Raw genomic sequence first — 17,186 nt, 5'->3', positions numbered from 1 at the left:
TAAGGAGATATGAACAATGGCAAAACTTCTCCAGATCGCCCAGCTGGGCCATCCTGTTTTGAGAAAAACAGCGGCCCGGGTGGAAGATGTCAAAGAAGCGGCCATCCAGTCCCTGATAGAGGATATGATGGTCACGGTTGCAGATGTCAACGGGGTGGGAATCGCCGCACCCCAGGTCTATGAATCCAGCCGGATTTTCATCATGGCGTCCAGGCCCAATCCAAGGTATCCCCATGCCCCGGAGATGGAGCCCGCAGCCCTGATCAACCCGGAGATCCTTGAGACATCAAAGGAAAAGGAAAAAGGATGGGAAGGCTGCCTGAGCATCCCGGGGATAAGGGCCATGGTTCCAAGGTACACCTCCGTCACCGTCAGATTCAGCACCGTCAACGGGGAAGAGAGGGAAACCAGGTTCACCGATTTTCTCGCCCGGATCTTTCAGCATGAATCAGACCACCTGAACGGGAAGGTCTTTTTGGACCGGGTGGAGTCCAACGAGGAGATTGTCACGGAAAAAGAGTTCCTAAGGATACTTTCAGGAAAGAATTAAAGGGGAAAGGTAAAGGACGGCACGTCGACTTGACTGCGATGGCGTCGGTTATCATTCCATCGAACCTCAGCCCGGGAAAGATGGCCCGGCATGGATCTGATCTTAGGTCCATGCCGGGGGGAAATTATATGCGGGTTTTATCCCTTTATCCGCTTTAACTCCACTTTGACGCGGTTGTTGGGATTGGGACAGTCCCAGACCATGACATCGGGATCTTCTCCCATGGGAAAGGTTCCCCCGAACTGGAGGGTCTTTACCCAGCCGGCGATGTTGCTGTAAAAGAGCCCGCAGAAATCGCCGCATTTATGGGTGCTCAGTTCAAATTCATCCCCCGGCTTCATGCCGATGGTGCAATCTCTCTTTGTTTCAAGGATCCTTGCCACAACCTTATTGCCTATTGTTGGAAAACTGACTGACATTTTTACCTCCTTAAGATGATGTTTATGCCATGCCTGTTAATAGGGAATAAAAAAAGGAATTTCTGTAGCCTGGACTACATTTTAGAAAAAAGATGAGGTCATGGTTATTTTTTTCCCGGTTTTCAGGATCTTCCCGCAGCCGGCAAGGGCTTTCATGGCCTTTGTTATGCTGACCCTGTGGGCTCCGACCAGGAATCCCAGGTCTTCATGGGTCAGGGGAATCTTGAGTTCTATCCCGTCTGCGACCCGGGTTCCATGCTCTTCTGCGATACTGGAAAGCACGTTGTAGAGGCGGTTTTCAAGGTTGTTTTCCGACATGCTTTCCAGGCGGTCGGTGATGGAGGATATCCTATGGCTCATGGACCGGATCACCTTTAATCCGATCTCCGGATGATCCAATATCAGCTCGTCAAAGGAATTAATGTTAAAACCGCAGGTCACGGTGTTTTCGATGGCCCATGCGCTTAAGGGATAGATCTGTTTGCCGGAAAAAAGATCTTCCCCGATCATGTCCCCGGCTTTTCTGAAATCCAGGGTAACTTCGGATCCGTCTTCATGGACTTTGTTGAGTTTGATTCTTCCGCTTTTGATGAGAAATACCTCATTGATGGGATCCCCCTGCCGGAAAACCGGGCTTCCCTTGTTGATGATTCTTCTGATCCCGATGTCTTTGAGCCGGATCAGCTGATCCGGGCGGAAATCCTTAAAAATCCAGAAGTCTTTAAAGCATTTGTCCGTGGTCGGGGTATTGGGGCTGTAAAAATTGCCGCAGTCGCATTTCATGGTCAGCCGTTCCTTATGATCATCATGTTTTCTTCGAGTAATACTAAATCAGGGGCAAAAAGCAATTTTAAATATAAAAAAATTGATTTGGCAGGCTTTTTCCCGGGGATTCAAAATATCACTAACATCAGTTTTCTCAATTTGTTTATACGGTTCCTATAGATATTAAAAATTTGCCAAGCTTCCTGGATGCTGACTACAATTTATCGCTTGAACTGATTTTAAACCGGTGAAAAGGAGAAAACCTATGAGTGAAGACTATACTTCCATGTGGCAGGATCTTGGCCTGGATCTGAGCGCCCATGATGCCCTTTTAAATGTTCTGGGATCCGGGTACAGGGATATCTACCTGGCCCAGAAGGAACGGCCCGAAGGAATGGGCTATTTTGATTTCGTGATGAGCGAGGTCCACGGCCTGCGCATCAAGGAACTGGTGGACGAAAAAGCCCAAGGCAGGAAGATCATCGGCTCCTATTGCGTGTTTGTCCCGGAAGAGATCGCCCTGGCCGCCGGCGCCACCCTGGTGGGGCTCTGCTCGGGTGCGGATTTCGCCATGGAAGAGGTGGAGAAATATTTGCCCCGGAACACCTGCGCCCTGATCAAATCCTCCTTTGGATTCAAGCTGGGAAAGGTCTGTCCCTACCTGGAAAGCGCAGACATGATCGTGGGGGAAAATACCTGTGACGGTAAGAAAAAAGCCTATGAATCTTTAGGAAAACTGGTGGACAACCTTTACGTGATGGACCTTCCCCAGGTCAAGTCGGAAAACGGCCGGGCATTGCTTCGGTCTGAATACGACCGTTTCCGCCAGGCTGTGGAGGCCATGACCGGAAAGGCCATTACCGTGGAATCCCTGAAACAGGCCATTGAAACCGTCAATGCAAAAAGACGGGCCCTCCACCGCCTGGCCGGGCTCAGAAAAGCCGATCCGGCTCCCGTCTCCGGCCTGGACGCCCTTCTGGCCAACCAGGTCTCTTTTTATGACAACCCGGCCCGGTTCACCGAGTCCCTGAACAAGATCTGTGATGAGCTGGAACAGCGCGTGGAAGAAAAAAAGGGGATTGCTTCTGAAAAGACGCCCCGGCTCCTGCTTTCCGGCTGTCCCATGGCCGTGCCCAATTGGAAACTGCCCTGGATCGTGGAAACCTCCGGGGCCGTTATCGTGGGTGAAGAGTCCTGTGTGGGAGAGCGGGGAGTCAGAAATCTTACGAACGATTCCGGATCCACCCTGGATGAGCTCATGGATGCCATAACCGACCGGTATTTCAAGGTGGACTGCGCCATCTTCACCCCCAACCCGGACCGGCTGGACCATGTCATGGAAATGGCGGAAGAGTATAAGGCGGACGGGGTGATCCACTACGGTCTCCAGTTCTGCCAGCCCTATCTCATGGAGGCCGTCCCCGTGGAAAAGGCATTGGAGGAAAAGGGAATGCCCTGCCTGAGGATTGAGACCGACTACGGCATGGAGGATGTGGGCCAGATCAAAACCCGGATCCAGGCCTTTATCGAGCAGGTGGGGTGAGATGGCCCTGGATCTGCCCGGGCTGATTTTTGACCAAGCCTATATAAAGGATATTGAGGACCGGGTCTATGAACGGGGAGTGGCCCTGAGCGCCTCCGGCGGGAAAATCGTGGGGCTCTATTGCGCCTTCACCCCCAAGGAGGTGGTGGCTGCGGCCGGGGGCATTCCCGTGTCTCTGTGCGCCGGTTCCGAGGACCCTTTCCCGGCGGCCGAGGAGCATCTGCCGGCCAATCTCTGTCCCCTGATCAAGTCCAGCTACGGCCATGCCGTGGGCGATACCTGCCCCTATTTTCACATGACGGATTTTCTGCTCGCCGATGCCACCTGCGACGGCAAAAAGAAGATGTTTGAGCTGCTGACCCGGATCAGGCCCCTTCACCTGCTGTTGCTTCCCCAGAGTGCCGGGGCGCCGGAGAACTTCAGGGCCTGGGAGACTGAAATCCGAAAAGCCGTGGATTTCTTGGAAAAGATGACGGGCAATCTTATCACAGAGGAGAAACTTGCCGGTCAGATCCGGATCTACAACCGGCTGCGGCGAACCGTTGAATCGATCTTTGGTCTGAATGCGGGAGACCTGCCCCTGGTCTACGGGTCTGAGATTACTCATATCACCTCCATGGCCGGGTTTGAGTGTGACCTGGAAATCCGCATGGCGGAAATGGAATCGGCCCGGGAAAAGATCCTGGAGCGGGCAGGGGATCACGCCTTTACCGACCAGATGAAAAAACGGCCCAGGATCCTGCTCACCGGCTGCCCCACCACCAACAAAAAGGTGCTTTTCCTTATTGAAGAGGCAGGGGGATGCGTGGTGGCCATGGAGTCCTGCGGCGGACTCAAGTCCGTGGGCCGCCGGGTGGATGAAACTCTGCCTCCCCTGCGGGCTCTGGCGGAAAAGTACCTGAACATTGCCTGCGCCTGCATGAGTCCCAACACCGGGCGCCTGGACCTGATCGGAGAACTGATCCGGGACTATCGGGCAGACGGGGTGATCGATTTGACCTGGAACGCCTGCCACACCTACAATGTCGAGGCCTTTTCCGTTCGCGAAGCGGTCCAGGACCGGTTTGACACCCCCTATATGCAGATTCTCACCGATTATTCAGAAAACGATATGGGACAGCTGGAAACCCGTATCCAGGCGTTTCTGGAGATGATTGCCTGATCAAAGGACCCCTCTGTTTGCAAGCCCGGGTCACTGGCGGCCGGGGTATAAATAGTAAAAAATAAAACAAAAGGAAGAAAAAATGAAAAAGAGATTTCAATGTATGATTTTTATCCTGGTCTTCAGCCTGACGGCAGGTGCGGGAATGGCCTTGGCCAAGGCAGACTACCGCATCGGCATCGTCACCCCCACCCTGTCGGCCAGCGAGGATGAATTCCGGGGCGCGGTCCGGGTGGCTAAAAAATATCCGGGCATGATCAAGCACATTTCCCTGCCCGAAAACTACCAGGAAGAACAGGAGACCGCCATCACCCAGATCCTGAGCCTGGGAGACCAGAAAGATATCAAGGCCATTATCATCTGCGCCGGATATTCGGGTATTCTGCCGGCCATCCAGAAGGTAAAGACCAAACGGCCGGACATGATCGTGATCACGGCCCCCATCTGGGATGATCCGGACATGATGGCCAAGTACGTTGATCTCTGCCTGGACACCGACTGGGTGGGCCGGGGGATCTCCATTCCGGAAAAGGCAAAGAAAATGGGCGCCAAGACCTTTATCCACTACTCCTTTCCCACCCATATGGCCAAGGAGGTTCTGGCCAAACGAAGGGACACCATGGCAGAGACCTGCAAGCGGCTGGGCATGAAGTTCGTCAGCCTCAACACCCCGGATCCCAAGACCGGAGCCGGGTCCACTCCCATGCTCCAGTTCCTGAACGAGGACATCCCCAGACAGATCGCCCGGTACGGCAAGGATACCTGCATCTTCGGCACCAACTGCCCCATGCAGGACGTGATCATTGCCAAGGCCCTGGAACTTAAATTCATCATGGCCGAGCAGTGCTGTCCCACGCCCACCCAGGGATTCCCGGCGGCCATGGAACTGGAGATCTCCGAAGATGAGGCCGGCGACTTTGACAAGATCAACGCCATGATCACGAAAAAGGCGGCCCAGGAAGGCTGTACCGGACGGCTTTCCACCTGGCCCGTGGCTGTGGGATATTTCTTTCCCGAATTTTCCACGGAAGTGGCCATGCAGATGATCGACAAAAAGCTGGCCAGCGTCAGTGTGGCCAGCCTCTCCCCCATTGCCCGGGAGGTGGCCGGTGTGGATGTCCGGTTTAACAAGATGAAACCGGAACTGGATAATTACTATCTCATCCTCATGGATTCCGTATTCTATTAAAGACAGGCCCATCCGGCTTATGCTGTCTTTAAAAAAAATCACCAAGCAGTACAATGGATTTACCGCCCTTGACGGGGTAAATCTTGAGGTTGAGCCCGGCAGGATCCATGGTCTTGTCGGGCTCAACGGCTCGGGTAAAACCACCCTGCTGGGAATCATATCCGGCCAGTCCGTGATCCGGGAGACCGGCGGATTTTCCGGATCGTTTGAATTTAACGGGAAAAAGCGCTGTTTTGCCCGGCCGGCCCAGGCCTCGGCTGCCGGCATCGGTATGGTCCACCAGGAATTTGCCCTGATCCCGGGTATGGATGTGGCGGAAAATATCAGCCTGTCCCGGGAATCGGTAAAGGCCTGGACCCAGCGCCTTCTGGGCCGGGACCTTTCCATGATTGACCCTAAGGCCAACCAAAAAAAGGCAGAGAAGATACTGGATCGTCTCAATCCGGAACTGGACCCGAATCTTTTATGTGCGGATCTGCCCGTGGCCATGAAGCAATTTGTGGAGATGGCAAGGGAGCTGAACCGGGAGCCGCTCAAAATGCTGCTCCTTGACGAGCCCACCGCTGTTCTGGGACCGGCCGACGCCGGCCGCCTCATGGACGCGGTCAGACTGGCGGCCCAAAAGGGCACGGCCGTTCTCTATGTCTCCCACCGTCTGGAAGAGGTGGCGGCCTGCTGCCATGGGATCACTGTTCTGCGCAACGGCCGGGTGGCCGGATGCCTGGAAAATGACCCACAGGACCCGGGAGGCCGGAAAAGGATGGTTTCCCAATTGTCTGCCCTGATGGTGGGAAAGAAGGTCTTCCAAAAGGCCCGAAAACCAAAAACAAATACGAACAGGCCCCCTTTTCTGGAAGTGGCAAGCCTGAGTGTGGATAAGCCCGGGGATCGCCTGGACCATCTGGATCTGACGGTTTACCAGGGGGAGATCCTGGGGATCACCAGCCTCTCCGGCCACGGAAGAACCGCCTTGGGAGCCGGGCTTTTCGGTCTTTGCCGGGCCCGGGGCCGGGTGAGGCTCAAGAGCCGGGACCTGACCCGGTTTTCGCCGGAAGAAATGATCCAAAACCGGGTCTGGATGCTGCCGGAAGACCGCCGGGAACACGGGCTTCTGGCCGATCATTCCATTGTGGAAAACATGACCTTTGCCCCGGTACAGACCGGTCAGGGCTTTGTTAAAAAGGGGCTTCCCTTTTTCCGGGGCATTGATCAAAAAGGGTGCAGAAAATATGCCCGTGAATCCGTTGCAGACCTGGATATCCAGTGCCGGTCCGTCTTTCAAAAGGCCGGGGAACTGAGCGGGGGGAATCAGCAAAAGGTCTGTATGGCCCATGCCATGGCCATGGATCCGGATCTGCTTTTTGTGGGGGATCCCACCCGGGGAATTGATATTGCGGCCAAGGAATCCGTATTGCGGCTTCTGGCCCGGACCCGGGAAGAAAAGGGAACCACCCTGGTGATCAGTTCGGGTGAGGTGGAGGAACTGCGCCGGATCTGTGACCGGATCGCCGTATTTTACAGGGGACAGCTTTTTGATATCCTGGATCCGGAAAGGGATGAGGCGGATTTCACCCTGGCCTGCGCCGGACAAAGGGAGGCCCTTTGACCCGCCCTTTTAAAGATTTGGGCCTCCAGATTCCCCAGGCTGCCATCATCCTGTTTCTGGCGGTGATGACCGGTGCCGCAGTCTTTCTTGACATCCCCCTGACCTGGATATTGAGCGACGCCCTGGTCCGCCTGGCCATGAACGGGGTGCTGGTGCTCTCCCTGGTGCCCATGCTCCGGGCCGGGGTGGGGATCAACTTCGGACTTCCCGTGGGCATTGTGGCCGGACTCATGGGAATGTGCATGGCCGTTAACTTCGGGTTCAAGGGGCTCGGGGGGCTTGTCCTGGCCATGGGGTTTTCCATGCCTGCCGCCCTTGTCCTGGGAACCGGGTACGGGGCCATATTAAACCGGGTCAAGGGCAGGGAAGAGATCACGGCCACCTTTGTGGGGTTTTCCTTTGTGCCCTTGATGAATTTTTTCTGGACCGTGGCCCCTTTTTCCAATCCGGCCATGCTCTGGCCCATTGGAGGAAAGGGGCTGCGTCCGGTGATCGGGCTGAAAAAATACTTTGCCAAGGCCCTGAACGATCTCTGGGCTGCGGACATGGCCGGGGTCAGGGTCCCCCTGGGCCTGCTGCTCTTTTTTTCCCTTCTCTGCCTGCTGCTGGTTCTTTTTTTCCGGACCCGTCCGGGCAGGGCCATGACCGCGGTGGGAGAGAACGAGATCTTTGCCGGGCTGTCCGGGGTCAATATCTTCAGGGCCAGGATGCTTGCCGTTGTTCTTTCCACGGGGATTGCCGCCCTGGGTATCTGCGTCTATGCCCAGAGCTACGGGTTTCTGGAGCTGTACGATGCCCCTTTGATGATGGCCTTTCCCGCGGCCTCGGCCATCCTGGTGGGCGGCAGCATGGGCCGGCACACGAGAATGGCCCATGTGGTCCTGGGAACCTTTTTGTTCCAGACCACCTATCTGATTTCCGGGCCCATTGCCAACGAACTCATGGTCCCTGAAGTGGCTGAGATTTTCAGGCTCATGATCACCAACGGGATCATCCTTTATGCCCTGCTCTATGAGGGGGGAAAACAGCAATGACTCGATTCCCGAGGGTTCCCCTGATCTTTGCCGGGATTTCCTTCCTGGCCTTCTGGTTTTCGGGCATGAGCCTTTGTTTTCTGACCAACGAGGTCATCACCCGGTTTGTCCGGGACGGGGTCATGGTATTGGCCCTGATCATTCCCATCCGGGCCGGAATGGGCATCAATTTTTCCATCGTGGTGGGAGCCCTGAGCGCCCAGGTGGGATTGATCCTGGTTCTCGATTTCGGATTCGGCGGCATGGCCGGACTTTTCATGATGGCGGCACTGGGGCTGCTGTTCTCCCTTTTGATGGGAATTATCATCGGTATCTGCCTGAACCGGGTGAAAAACAGGGAGATGATCACCACCATCATCATCGGGTTTGTGGCCACCTCCATCTACCAGCTCATCTTCATGGTGGGATACGGCACCCTGATCCGGCCCACCAACCAGGAGATGATGCTTTCCCGGGGGATCGGCATCCGGAACATGGTGGACCTTGAGATGTTCAGAGGACTTTTGGACACTCTCTGGCTCATCCGCCTGGGATCGGTCGAACTCCCGGTTTTCATGATTCTGGCGGTTCTCGGGTTCGGCCTTGGGATCAAATACCTGACCCTGACCCGGCTGGGAAAGGCCTTTGCCATTGTGGGACAGAGTTTTGAAAAGGCCCGGGCTCTAGGGATGGATGCCGATATGATCCGCATCAAGGCCATCGTCCTTTCCACCCTGATTGCCTGCCTGGGCCATCTCTTTTATATCCTGAACATCGGCATGCTCAACGTCTACACCGCCCATATGAACACGGATATCTTCTCCTGCGCCGCCCTCCTGGCCGGGGGAGCCACCTTGACCCATGCCCGGGTCCGCCATGCATTTTTAGGGATTCTGCTCTTTCATTCCCTGTTCATCGTATCTCCCCAGGCCGGCCAGAATGTGTTCGGCAACCCGGCCCTGGGAGAGTATTTCAGAAGTTTCGTGGCATACGGGACCATTGCCTTCGCCCTGATCCTCAATGCCGGAAAAAAAACTCCAAAAACCCTTGTTGAAAAGGATATAAAGATATGAAATTTGCCGGAATTGATATTGGATCCAGGAGCATTGAACTTGCCGTGGTGGATGAAAAAGGGGAACTCCTGGAGACCCACCAGACCGACACCGGATTTGACCCCATTCCCCGGGCCCGTAAACTCCTTGATGAGGTTGAATACGATTCCATCATGGCCACGGGCTACGGCCGGACCCTGTTTGAGATCGCCTTTGACGGGGCCCGGACGGTCACGGAGATCAAGGCCCATGCCCGGGGGGTTCTGGCCTCTTTCCCGGAGGCCGAGACCATCCTGGATATCGGGGGGCAGGATTCCAAGGCCATTGCCCTGAATGCCAAGGGCCGGGTGAAGAAATTTGAGATGAACGACCGGTGTGCGGCCGGTACCGGAAAATTTTTGGAGATCATGGCCTCCAACCTGGGTTTCTCCATTGAAGAATTTGGGCGGGCCGCCCTGGAAACAGACAGGAATCTGGCCATCTCCAGCATGTGCACGGTGTTTGCCGAGTCCGAGGTCACCTCATTGATCGCCAGGGGTGCGGACCGCAGGGAAATTTCCCGGGGCCTTCACCTGAGCGTGGTCAAGCGGGCCTCGGGAATGATCAACCGGGTCTCTTCCCAGGGACCCATTGTCTTTTCAGGGGGGGTGGCCAGAAATCCCTGCATGGTCCACCTTCTGTCACAGAGTCTGGACCGGGAGGTTCTTGTCCCGGAAGATCCCCAGATGATGGGGGCCCTGGGTGCGGCCCTGGTATTGGAAGAGGAGACCCCGGCCTGATTCAACCCCGTTCTTGACGGAAAATTGCCGTCCATATCAGACTTTGAACTGCCCCACTATGGATTTGAGCTGTTCAGATACCTTTGAAAGGGTATCGGCGCTTTTGTTGATCTCGGAGCTGGAAAGGGCCATTCCCTTGGCGGCACAGTTTACTTCAGATACTTCTCCTGCGATCTCTCCGGTTACATGGGAGTTCTCAGAAGCGCTTTGGATAACCTTCTGGAGCCCTTGGGCGGCCTGGGCCATATTGGCCGCGATCTCCCTTGCGGAAACAGACTGCTCCTCCACCGCCGCTGCAATATTTGTAATGAGTTTCAAACAAATTTCAAAACAAAAGAAGGATGCCGTCATCGAAAAAATTAGGTCAGGTTAAAAAGTTGACATTTGAGTTGCTTTGGTATAAATACGTCCCCGCTAAAAAGCCAAACCTATTGTGAGATAGGGACGGAAAGCCAAGGACCTCTTAATTGAGAACGCCTGGTTGCTGAAGAGAATGATTGCGTTTGGATAGATAAACCGGGATGCTGCGCAGCCTGGTTTTTGTTGTTTTGAATATGAAGTTCATCATTTCCTCCTCGTTTGCCTCACAGTTTGTGCATAAAGAAAAAAATCAGGGGGGCGACATCCCCCCTGTGAATGTCGCCATTATCTGACCTGAATAGCCGGTTTGATATTGGTTGGTTTTCGTATACTTGTTTTTTCGAACCAAATAGATAGAAAAAAAACAGGCATACGATTTTTGTAAAACTTATTGAATATATTATGTAAAAATTTGACAGACCCTTTGCCGGAAGCGTGCCATTCGTGCTGAAACAGGGTTTGTTGTGGAGGATTTAAAATATGAAATTGAAAGCGAAACTATTAATCATTAGCGGCACAGGGTTTGTAGTAATTTTCTGTGCCAGTCTTGTCGCCACTTTTTTCTATTACAAAAATATTAAACAGGCTCAGATCAATGAAGTGGTTCAATCGGCCCGCCAGAATTTTGAAGTGGCAATGGAGGCTAAAAAGAAGGTCTGGCAGACCAATGCCCTTCAGGTCGCGAATAACTTAGAAGTTAAAAAAGCGTTTCAAGAGAATAATAGGGAAAGGGCCAACAGACTGTTAAAACAGCTCGGTGATGTTTTTAAAAAAAATACAGGGTTCAAAAACGTACAGATTCACCTGATCGATACGGATTTAAAATCCTTTTATAAATCCTGGGCCCCGGATAGGTTCGGGGAAGAACTGACGTATTCCAAAGGGTATGCCCAGGTTAAATCAACGGGAAAATCCTTTGTTGCCATGGAGATGTCATCTAAAGGGCTTAGGCTCAAAGGGCTTTTCCCGGTTCTTGACGGCCAAAGATTTCTCGGTATTGCCGATTTTGAGGGCGGTCTTAACTCCATCAAAAGGACGTTAAAGCCTTATAATATTGATTTTATTTATTTCATGGAAGATGCTTTTTTGAATATTGCCAAGGGCATGAAAGATAAGCCCAAATTTGCCAATTATATTTTGAATCAGAAAGATGTTGATCCGGAATTTTACAAATATATCCAGCAGCCCGGCATCTTCAACCGTATTCTTAAATCAGGATATTTCAAGGATGACAGTTACCTGAGCTTTAAAGGTGCTTTTAAGGGGTTTTCCGATACCAAGACGGGTCTTTATCTGCTCGGGGTTAAGACTGACATTGCCTTGAAACAAGTCAATTCGATCAGGAATTTGATTTTTACACTCTTTGGCGCACTGTTTGCGGTCTTTTTGGGGTTTATTCTGGGAATTATTTATTTTATCAACAGAAGTGTTGTCCGCCCGATTAATGCTGTTGCAAAAAATATGGAGGCCATTGCCAGCGGGGAAGGTGATTTGACACAGAGAATTGAGGTTAAGAATAAGGATGAAATAGGGATACTGGCCGGCTGGTTCAATACCTTTGTTGAAAAGTTGCAGAGTATAATTGGAGGAATTTCAAAAGATGCCATTATACTGGAGCAGTCCTCAACAGGATTTTTGACCATTTCAGAACAGATGTCCGAGAGCATCCAACAGATGTCTGTCAATTCAAGCAATGCCGCATCTGCATCTGAAGAGATGAGTTCGGTAATGGCCTCTGTTGTTTCGGCAGCCGAACAATCTTCCTCAAATATCAGCATGATCTCCTCTGCTGCGGAAGAGATGACCTCAACCATTAATGAGGTCGCAAAACATACGGAAAGAACCAGCACAACAAGCAATGAAACCGTTGCTAAAACAAAAAACGCCTCTGAGAAAATCAGTTTCTTAAGCAAGTCTTCCAACGAGATTGGAAAGATAGTGGATACCATTAATGACATATCGGAACAGACCAATCTGCTGGCATTAAATGCCACCATCGAAGCAGCCCGTGCAGGAGAGGCTGGTAAGGGGTTTGCCGTTGTCGCAGGTGAGATCAAAAGTCTTGCGCAACAAACAGCAGGGGCAACCTTGGAAATTAGAAATCAAATAAAAAGTATTCAGAGTTCCACCCAGGAAGCGGTTGATGAAATTGAAGAAATTACAAGGGCAATCACCGATGTAAACGAGATGATTGACAGTGTCGCGGCCGTAGTTGAAGAACAATCTGTTACAACAAAAGAGATCGCTGAAAATGTAAGCCAGGCTGCCCGGGAGATCGTGGATGTTACTGAAAATGTGACTCAGAGTTCAAGCGTCTCCAACCAGATTTCCCAGGATATTGCCAGTGTGAACCAGTCCTCTTCTGAGATATCCGGAACCGGCTCGCAGATTAAGCGTAATGCTGAAGATCTAAATAAATTATCAAAAACACTCAAGTCTACTGTCCATCTGTTCAAGATTTAGGGTGCCTAGACGGATATCGCCGGCAGGTATGATAAAATCATGTATAGAATTAAAGTCGATCATAGAAAAAACAGAGTATATCTGAAGCTCGGTACCATTGAGCCTGGGGAGGCGGAACAGATCTTCAAAGAACTTGAGTCCCAGGTGTATGGAGTGTCCAAAGGATTTTCAGGTGTATTTGATATTTCCGCCTTTAAAGTCAATGCACCTGACGATAGCACTTGGGTAGGAAAGATCATTGCATTGTTGACAGATGCCGGAATGGGGGTTTCAGCAAGGGTGACCGGGGTGAAAGCAAAATGCCGGATAACCGAGGGCCGGCATAGGAAGCCTGCTGTCATTGCTGAAACAATCTTCATGGCGGATCGGATCCTTGACCGGATTTAAGAATCGGCCCGGTTAAAAGACAGGTCCTAGGCCCAAGTCATGTTCAAGACGGTTTATAGTTGTTTTTGTCCAGATGGATAAGGGTCTATAAAATAATTATCTCATGATAGAAACTTCCTTTTTGTCAAGCAAAGCACAAAAGATTATCAAGAACTTGAAATATGGCTCAGATCGGGTCTGGGATACGACCATACTTGTTGAATTTTAATTTTTAAACTTGAATGGTGCTTTTGTGGCGGCTGTTGCTATATCTGACCATGGTACATGCAAATTAAAATGTGTAGCAATTATGGAGTTTTGCCGTTTTTCTTAATGGTTAAGACAGGAATCCTATAGCGATTGATGAGTGTAAATTCAAACCAGAAAGGAGAAACATCATGTCGATTTCCGTATCATCATACTCTAATCTTACCATTGATCAGGCGTTCACTGTAAATACGACTACATCTGTGGAGACAAATAGCGACCAGGAAGAGACCTCAACCACAGTAAGCGAAGACTCTGCAGAGATCTCCGAAGAAGCCTATGCCCTGATGGAAAGCGAAACTGAAGATTCAGAAGCGGAGATCGGAGAAACAGAGGAGACGGAAGCTTCAGCCTCTGACGGGCAGGCAGGCCAGCATGGGTTTTTTTTTGGGAGGATTTATAGTAAAAGAACGGGAAACAAAATAGTCAGGAAAAATTTTATATGGATTTCGAATGAAAATTTTCCTTGATTTTTCAATCTTTTCAAACCAAAAGGAAAAAACATGAAAAAAATTTATTTTGCACTCTTTGCACTCTTCCTGGTCTCTTTCACCGGTTTCCAGGCCATTGCGGCAGATTTCCCTTCCAAGGATATCCAGGGGATCATCATGTGGGGGGCCGGCGGGGGAACGGACAACGCCACCCGGGCCATCACCCCTCTGGCTGAACCCTATCTGGGCAAACAGGTGGTGCTGATCAACAAGCCCGGCGGAACAGGGGCCATTTCCACCCAATATGTCTATTCCCGCCCCTCGGACGGATATACCCTCTTGTATGGAGCGGAAAACCCCCAGCTCTACGGGATTTTGAAATTGTCCAAGCTGGATTACAAGGATTTCTATCCTGTCAACGTCCTGGCCAGGGGGCTCGTTGTTATCGTTGCCAACAACAAAACACCCTGGAACTCTTTTAAAGAGCTTGTTGATGATGCGGCAAAAAATCCGGGAAAAATTAAAATGGGGTCCACCGGCCCCGGCGGCCTGCCCTTTACGGTCAGCGCCATGCTCAGAAGCGCTACCGGCTTTGATGTGAGAACCGTTCCCTTTGACGGTGACGGCCCAGGCATTACCGCTACCCTTGGCGGTCATGTGGATTTCTTTCCCGTTGCCCTGGGTGCGGCCAGGGAACATATCCGTGCAGGACGCCTCAAAGCCCTTGCCCTTGTATCGGATACAAAAGTTGCCGGGCTTGAGGATATTCCTCTGATCGTTGATGACTTTCCGGTATTTAAAAAATACCTGCCCTGGGGCCCATTTTACGGTGTATGGTGTAAGAGAGACGTGCCTGAGGCGGCCAAGGCCAAACTGGTGGAGGCCTTTAAAAAAGGGGCGGATGATCCCAAGTTTAAACAATTTATCGAAAACATCAGTGCCGTTACAATGAACATTCACGGCGAGGAGGCGGATAAATTTCTTACACACTGGCAGTCCGTCACCACATGGCTGCTCCATGAAGCCAATGCAACCAAGGTGTCTCCCGAGGATTTAGGCATTCCCAAACCTTAACATGCCGGGGCCTTCTGCTTTATCGGGGCAGGCCCTGGGGATTTTGTTTTTTCATACCGGCCCCCCGGCTTTTGCCGGGGGGAGGTGTAAGGGATCATGCAATGAAAAAGAGACCCAAACTGATTCCGGGTGAAACAAGTTTCATCTGGATGCTGCTGGTTTTCAGCCTTGTCACCCTGATTCTGGCCTGCCGGATTTCCGGTTTTTCATCGGCCAGTTCCCCCGGGGCGTTTCCCATGTTTTCATCCGCGGTGATGCTGGTTTCCGTTGTTTGGATAGGGGGCCGGTCATTGGGGGGGAAAAAGGACGGGACACAAAGCCTGAAGGATGAAGTTCAAGGGGCAGCCAAGGCCGTAGTTCCCCCGGTTTTCCTGATGTATACGGGCCTGGTCATCCTTTACATGTTTTTAATCGTTCCCTTGACCTTTCTGCCCGCTTCCTTTGGATTCCTGGCCCTGGCCATGATTTTTCTAAGAGGGAGCAGTCCGGGGAAATCTCTTTTGATTTCCGGCCTGACCATCGGCATCATCTACCTCGTATTTCACTATCTGTTCCGCGTTGTTCTGCCCTGAAAGGATAAAATCCCATGGACCCTTCAAATCTTTCCCATTTTTTCATGGCCTGGCTGGATCCTTCCCTGCTCGGGCTGACCGCTCTGGGCACCCTGGGAGGGGTCTATGTGGGCGCAATTCCGGGCCTTTCCGTCACCATGGCGGTCTCGATTCTCATTTCCTTTACCTTTTCATGGGAAGTCAATAATGCCCTGGCACTCATGGTCGGCGTATTCTGCGGAGGCGTTTACGGCGGGTCCCGGTCCGCCATCCTGCTCAATATCCCGGGAGCCCCCGCAGCCATTGCCACCAGCTTTGACGGATATCCCCTGGCAGAACGGGGGGAGGCCGGGGCGGCCATCGGGGTGAGCACCCTTATTTCCCTTGTGGGCGGGATGATCGGCGTTCTTGTCTTGGCCGTTGCCGCCCCCCTGGTGTCGGAGTTTGCCCTGCAGTTTGCCCCCAGGGACTATCTTCTTCTGGCCGCCATGGGACTTCTGCTCGTGGGCGGCCTGTCCGGAGACTCCATGGCAAAGGGGATTTTTGCCGGTGCCCTGGGCGTGACCCTGGGCATGGTGGGCATGGATCCCATGACCGCCGAAGGCCGGTTCACCTTCGGCACCGTGGCCCTGCTCGGGGGAATCCATTATGTCATTGCCATGATCGGATTGTTCGGTATATCCGAGTCCCTGTACCAGCTTCACATGCTGAATCTCAAGCCTGTGAAGCAGAATGTGGATAAAATCATTCCTTCCTGGTCCGTGATTCTCAAGTATCTCCCCCTTTCCATCCGGACCTCCTTCATCGGGGTCATCATCGGTGCCCTGCCCGGAACCGGCGGGGATATTGCCGCCCTCATGGCCTATGACCATGCCAAACGCACGGTGAAAAAACCATCCCGCCCCTTTGGAAAAGGGGCCTATGAGGGGCTTATCGCCCCGGAGTCCGCCAATAATGCAGCCATCGGCGGGGCCTATATCCCCATGCTGACCCTGGGGATTCCCGGGGATGCGGTCACGGCCGTGATGATCGGCGCCCTTTACATCCACGGTCTCAAGCCCGGCCCCATGCTCATGCTCGAAACCCCCCACCTGTTCTGGTTCACCGTGGGCAATCTCTGCCTGTCCAATATCTTCATGGTGATCTTCGGACTCACCGGGATCCGGATTTTTGCCAAGATGGTGGAACTGCCCAGGGGCATCCTTATCCCCGTCATTACGGTTCTTTCGGTGGTGGGCACCTATACCATCCAGAACAGTATCATTGATGTTTACTGGATGCTGGGATTCGGCCTGGCCGGCTATTTCCTCAAGATGTTCGGATTCCAGGTGGCCCCCATTATTCTGGGGATCATTCTGGGTCCCCTCATGGACATGTCGTATAGAAGAACCGTCATGTCCTGCGGTGACAATATGGATGAATTCTTTCTCTCTTTTTTCATCAATCCCCTCACCTGTGTGCTGACCCTTTCCGTTTTTTTCATGATTTTCAGCCAGACGCCCCTGTGGACGGCCCTGAAAGCAAGATTCCGGAAACCGGGTCCGCCGGAAACCGGGACGAATCCGTAGAGGAAGACTTGATTGCAGGTTCCCCCCC

At 52.4% G+C, this 17,186-nt stretch carries 17 protein-coding genes and 1 riboswitch; of the genes, 14 read left to right on the top strand and 3 right to left on the bottom strand.

Annotation, left to right across the window (positions count from 1 at the left end; all coding sequences use genetic code 11):
* The first annotated feature begins 16 nt into the window (after positions 1-16).
* On the top strand, positions 17-550 hold the full coding sequence (gene def, locus F608_RS0111590) for a peptide deformylase (RefSeq protein WP_022665808.1): 534 nt from the start codon (positions 17-19) through the stop codon (positions 548-550).
* Between the two features lie 137 nt (positions 551-687).
* On the opposite strand, the gene F608_RS0111585 is transcribed toward def, so the two are convergent.
* Positions 688-969: a TIGR04076 family protein gene (locus tag F608_RS0111585; protein WP_022665807.1), complete on the bottom strand. Its 282-nt coding sequence runs from the start codon at positions 967-969 to the stop codon at positions 688-690.
* A gap of 81 nt (positions 970-1,050) precedes the next feature.
* Positions 1,051-1,752 (bottom strand): Crp/Fnr family transcriptional regulator, encoded by a 702-nt coding sequence (locus F608_RS31600; RefSeq protein ID WP_022665806.1) that lies wholly within the window; start codon positions 1,750-1,752, stop codon positions 1,051-1,053.
* Between the two features lie 247 nt (positions 1,753-1,999).
* Here F608_RS31600 and F608_RS0111575 point away from each other — a divergent pair, with 247 nt between their 5' ends.
* The 7 genes from F608_RS0111575 (at position 2,000) to F608_RS0111545 (ending at position 10,078) form a co-directional block, all read left to right on the top strand.
* A complete protein-coding gene (locus F608_RS0111575; RefSeq protein WP_022665805.1) occupies positions 2,000-3,277 on the top strand; it encodes a double-cubane-cluster-containing anaerobic reductase in 1,278 nt (425 codons plus the stop codon).
* A 1-nt stretch (position 3,278) separates the two neighbouring features.
* Positions 3,279-4,439: a double-cubane-cluster-containing anaerobic reductase gene (locus tag F608_RS31595; protein ID WP_022665804.1), complete on the top strand. Its 1,161-nt coding sequence runs from the start codon at positions 3,279-3,281 to the stop codon at positions 4,437-4,439.
* 82 nt (positions 4,440-4,521) lie between these two features.
* Positions 4,522-5,628 carry a DUF3798 domain-containing protein gene (locus F608_RS0111565; RefSeq protein ID WP_022665803.1) on the top strand — a complete coding sequence of 369 codons (1,107 nt, stop codon included), beginning with the start codon at positions 4,522-4,524 and terminating at the stop codon, positions 5,626-5,628.
* 19 nt (positions 5,629-5,647) lie between these two features.
* Positions 5,648-7,234, top strand: a complete 1,587-nt coding sequence (locus F608_RS0111560; protein WP_022665802.1) for a sugar ABC transporter ATP-binding protein — start codon at positions 5,648-5,650, stop codon at positions 7,232-7,234.
* On the top strand, positions 7,231-8,268 hold the full coding sequence (locus F608_RS0111555; protein ID WP_208599523.1) for an ABC transporter permease subunit: 1,038 nt from the start codon (positions 7,231-7,233) through the stop codon (positions 8,266-8,268). The genes F608_RS0111560 and F608_RS0111555 overlap by 4 nt, the downstream gene beginning before the upstream one ends.
* Positions 8,265-9,320 (top strand): ABC transporter permease subunit, encoded by a 1,056-nt coding sequence (locus tag F608_RS0111550; protein WP_027362679.1) that lies wholly within the window; start codon positions 8,265-8,267, stop codon positions 9,318-9,320. Before F608_RS0111555 ends, F608_RS0111550 begins: the two co-directional genes overlap by 4 nt.
* Positions 9,317-10,078: an acyl-CoA dehydratase activase gene (locus F608_RS0111545; RefSeq protein WP_022665800.1), complete on the top strand. Its 762-nt coding sequence runs from the start codon at positions 9,317-9,319 to the stop codon at positions 10,076-10,078. Before F608_RS0111550 ends, F608_RS0111545 begins: the two co-directional genes overlap by 4 nt.
* Before the next feature lie 36 nt (positions 10,079-10,114).
* On the opposite strand, the gene F608_RS0111540 is transcribed toward F608_RS0111545, so the two are convergent.
* The gene (locus tag F608_RS0111540; RefSeq protein ID WP_022665799.1) at positions 10,115-10,396 is read right to left on the bottom strand and encodes a hypothetical protein; all 282 of its coding nucleotides are present in this window, start codon (positions 10,394-10,396) and stop codon (positions 10,115-10,117) included.
* Between the two features lie 93 nt (positions 10,397-10,489).
* A riboswitch (cyclic di-GMP riboswitch) is annotated at positions 10,490-10,567 on the top strand.
* A 351-nt stretch (positions 10,568-10,918) separates the two neighbouring features.
* Between F608_RS0111540 and F608_RS34705 the strand changes: the two genes are divergently transcribed.
* The 6 genes from F608_RS34705 (at position 10,919) to F608_RS0111500 (ending at position 17,158) form a co-directional block, all read left to right on the top strand.
* On the top strand, positions 10,919-12,901 hold the full coding sequence (locus F608_RS34705) for a methyl-accepting chemotaxis protein (protein ID WP_022665797.1): 1,983 nt from the start codon (positions 10,919-10,921) through the stop codon (positions 12,899-12,901).
* A gap of 39 nt (positions 12,902-12,940) precedes the next feature.
* Complete coding sequence (locus tag F608_RS0111525) at positions 12,941-13,288, top strand: hypothetical protein (RefSeq protein ID WP_022665796.1); 348 nt, start codon at positions 12,941-12,943, stop codon at positions 13,286-13,288.
* A 377-nt stretch (positions 13,289-13,665) separates the two neighbouring features.
* Positions 13,666-14,004 (top strand): hypothetical protein, encoded by a 339-nt coding sequence (locus tag F608_RS0111520; protein ID WP_022665795.1) that lies wholly within the window; start codon positions 13,666-13,668, stop codon positions 14,002-14,004.
* 33 nt (positions 14,005-14,037) lie between these two features.
* Complete coding sequence (locus tag F608_RS0111515; RefSeq protein WP_022665794.1) at positions 14,038-15,039, top strand: Bug family tripartite tricarboxylate transporter substrate binding protein; 1,002 nt, start codon at positions 14,038-14,040, stop codon at positions 15,037-15,039.
* 101 nt (positions 15,040-15,140) lie between these two features.
* Positions 15,141-15,611, top strand: a complete 471-nt coding sequence (locus F608_RS0111505) for a tripartite tricarboxylate transporter TctB family protein (protein WP_022665792.1) — start codon at positions 15,141-15,143, stop codon at positions 15,609-15,611.
* Positions 15,612-15,625: 14 nt separating this feature from the next.
* Positions 15,626-17,158: a tripartite tricarboxylate transporter permease gene (locus F608_RS0111500; protein ID WP_022665791.1), complete on the top strand. Its 1,533-nt coding sequence runs from the start codon at positions 15,626-15,628 to the stop codon at positions 17,156-17,158.
* The last annotated feature ends 28 nt before the right edge of the window (positions 17,159-17,186 follow it).

The sequence above is a fragment of the Desulfospira joergensenii DSM 10085 genome (genome assembly GCF_000420085.1).
Taxonomy (GTDB): Bacteria; Desulfobacterota; Desulfobacteria; order Desulfobacterales; family Desulfobacteraceae; genus Desulfospira; species Desulfospira joergensenii.
This window is presented reverse-complemented; position numbering and strand designations above follow the sequence as displayed.